The organism is Helicobacter equorum (assembly GCF_900198655.1).
Classification (GTDB): Bacteria; Campylobacterota; Campylobacteria; order Campylobacterales; family Helicobacteraceae; genus Helicobacter_F; species Helicobacter_F equorum.
On the sequence record NZ_FZPO01000040.1, the window covers coordinates 1 to 2956 of the forward strand.

A 2956-nucleotide genomic window follows, 5' to 3' on the forward strand; every position below is an offset into this window, starting at 1 on the left:
GGGTGTGATTGTAGCAGAAAAACCTGAAATTGTCTTTGTCAATCTCAATTTTATAAATATTTATGTAGATTTTTGTAACAACTTCAGCATTTTTTTGTGAAAGTGTCGCTACAATTTCAAAAAATTTGTGATATGGGGAGATCAATGTCTCATCGTATAGCCCTGATTCTTATGGCTGCTGGAGATTCTACACGCTTTTGTGCAAGTGCAAATATTTCGCTTAAAAAACAATGGCTTAGAATAGGTGATATGCCATTGTGGCAAAAAGTCGCACAAGATTTGAGTGAAATATATCCGTTTTCTCAAATTTTTATCACCGCTTCAGAATCGGATTTTTTGTATATGCAAACTATTAGCCCATTTTGCGTCATCAAAGGCGGCAATACACGCGCACAGAGTCTAAGAAATGCTCTTAGGTTTGTTGAGGCGGATTTTGTGCTTGTGAGTGATGTAGCACGTTGGGATGTCGATAAAGCGGTATGTGAGCGACTTTTTGCATGTTTGGATAATCCTGATTTTGCTTGTGCCGTGCCTTTTGTGAGTGTGCCAGATACGACTTTTTATCAAGGTTCATATCTTGTGCGTGAGGATATTAAACTTATTCAAACTCCGCAACTTAGTCATACACAAACCCTCAAACAAGCCTTAGATTCTAAAGATTTTAGCGATGAGAGTTCAGCAATACACGCACTTGGTAGGCGTATAGATTTTGTGCAAGGCAGCGCAAAGCTTTCCAAACTTACACTAGGTGAGGATTTGCAAAATTCCAACCTCTTGCTACCTAGTAAGGAAAGTTTTTGCGCAAATGGGTTTGATGTTCATGCCTTTGAGGAGGGTAAGCCTATGGTATTAGGTGGCATTGAGATTGCCTCCCCGATAGGCTTCAAAGCCCATAGTGATGGCGATGTGGTTTTGCACGCACTTAGTGATGCGATATTGGGTGCGATGTGTGCAGGAGATATAGGGCAGTGGTTTCCAGATACAAGTGAGGAGTTCAAGGGAGCAGATTCTAAAAAGCTTCTTGCACATATTCACGCATATGCTAGAAGTGTGGGGTTTGAGGTGCGATATGTGGATGTTACCATAATGGCACAAATCCCAAAGATTGCACCCTATAAACAGCGCATTCAAGAAAGTATCGCGGCACTTTTGGGGCTTCCAAAAGCACGGGTAAGTATCAAAGCTACAACTACAGAATCTCTAGGTTTTATTGGACGAAAAGAAGGTGTAGCAGTGAGTGCCACCGCTACACTCGGATATATACAATGGGATAGCATTTTGCGCTAATTTACATTAAGGAGAGAGAGTGAGAGTATTGATTATTGAGAATGAGACATATTTGGCACAAGGCATTGTTAACAAATTGAGTGATTTTCAATTAGAATGCACAATTGCTGCCAATCTCAAAGAAATAGAGCGTAAAGATTATGATGTAGTGATTGCTTCACTTGGGAGCATAGATGGTAATTATCAAGAGCTTACAAAGCGTTATGAGGAAGCGATTATTATCTTAATGATTTCTTATATCAATGATGATACGGTAACTAAGCCATTACAAAGCGGAGTTACAGATTATATTGTCAAACCTTTTGTGATCGATGAGCTTGTGCGTAAAATCAGACATTATAAGTCTTATAGAGATCTCAAAAAAGAAATAGAATTTTATTGTAATTATTTTAATTTCATTGAAAAAGAACTCTCTACACCTAATCCTATAGCATATAATCCACCATTTATTATCAAAGCCAATTCCCAGCGTAGTGCAGATATTTATGCTATGCGTTACGCGCGTCGTAAGGGGATACGATTTGCATTTTTGACACTCAAAGAAGAAAAATGGCGACAAATCTTTGAATCTCAACCAAGCAAAAATCAAGTGTTTTACATTACCAATCTCGAGGAATTGAAAAAAAGTGAGTTAAAAGAATTTTTGGAGATGATTTTAAAATATAGCTGTATTGTCTCCACCATTTCTAATGAAAAAGTGCCATTTCCACAAGTGGTAGATATTTCTAATTGTTCTGGGGCGTTGGAGCTTGGAGGTGATATTTTATCTGTCAAGGAATATGAGCGTATCATCATCACAAAATTTGAAAGTCGTTATCCTGATATAGAGCTTGCCAAAAAGCTTGGTATGAGTCGCAAGAGCCTGTGGGAAAAACGCAAAAAATATGGACTTTTGCGTCATAATAAAACAACAAAAGAATCCTAAGTATGTGGCAAACAGCATTTTTGAGTGTGTTATATAGTGGGAAAATCCCTTTTGCACCTGGGACTTGGGGGAGTTTGGTAAGCGTGTTTTTGGGATTGCCCTTGTTGTATTTTTCACGAGAAACCTTATTTTTACTCGCTATTTTGCTTGGGGGCATTGCAATAAAGCAGATTACTATTTATGAGCAAAATGGTGGCACGCACGATGATAAAAGCATTGTTATTGATGAACTTGTGGGTGTGTGGATTGCAATGAGTTTTATTAATATTCACACGCTTAGCGTGTATGAAGGGATTGTAGCAATTGCGCTAAGCTTTGTGTTTTTTAGAATCTTTGATATTTGGAAGCCCTCTTTTATTGGAAAAATCGATCGTGAGGTAAAAGGCGGACTTGGCGTGGTGGGTGATGATGTATTAGCTGGGTTTGTAGCTGGGATTTGTGTGTTACTTGTAATGACGCTTTGGAGTATTATTTACTAGATGCTTTAATCAAACGATATGCTAGAGTGTAGAGAATGATAAAGCATATAGATATTGCAATAAGGATTGGGGTATCTTGATAGCACAGGATACTAATAAGTATAAATGGCATAACGCATAGTGTGATGATAAGCGAGGTTTTGGCATTTGCAGATGTGCTATGGCGTCTTTGAAGACATGTGAATATCAATGTATGTAGGTGCAGTGAATCTGGTTGCATGGCATGTGCTTTTTGTCTCTGTCTCTTATAAACCTCTGACCCTGC

3 protein-coding genes and 1 pseudogene are annotated in these 2956 nt (G+C 38.4%); 3 read left to right on the forward strand and 1 reads right to left on the reverse strand.

Translation table 11 applies throughout. The features are described from left to right. The first annotated feature begins 144 nt into the window (after nucleotides 1-144). From C6H22_RS06495 to C6H22_RS06505, 3 genes are read left to right on the forward strand one after another with little or no spacing between them, the layout of a single operon-like run. Entirely contained in the window at nucleotides 145-1287 is a 1143-nt protein-coding gene (locus tag C6H22_RS06495) for a bifunctional 2-C-methyl-D-erythritol 4-phosphate cytidylyltransferase/2-C-methyl-D-erythritol 2,4-cyclodiphosphate synthase (RefSeq protein WP_104694514.1), read from the forward strand. A gap of 19 nt (nucleotides 1288-1306) precedes the next feature. Next, complete coding sequence (locus C6H22_RS06500; RefSeq protein WP_104694515.1) at nucleotides 1307-2212, forward strand: response regulator; 906 nt, start codon at nucleotides 1307-1309, stop codon at nucleotides 2210-2212. A 2-nt stretch (nucleotides 2213-2214) separates the two neighbouring features. Next, nucleotides 2215-2691 (forward strand): phosphatidylglycerophosphatase A family protein, encoded by a 477-nt coding sequence (locus C6H22_RS06505; protein ID WP_104694516.1) that lies wholly within the window; start codon nucleotides 2215-2217, stop codon nucleotides 2689-2691. On the opposite strand, the pseudogene C6H22_RS06510 reads toward C6H22_RS06505, so the two are convergent. Further along, a pseudogene (locus C6H22_RS06510) lies at nucleotides 2681-2956 on the reverse strand (hypothetical protein); the annotation flags it as partial. The gene C6H22_RS06505 and the pseudogene C6H22_RS06510 sit on opposite strands and share 11 nt — an antisense overlap.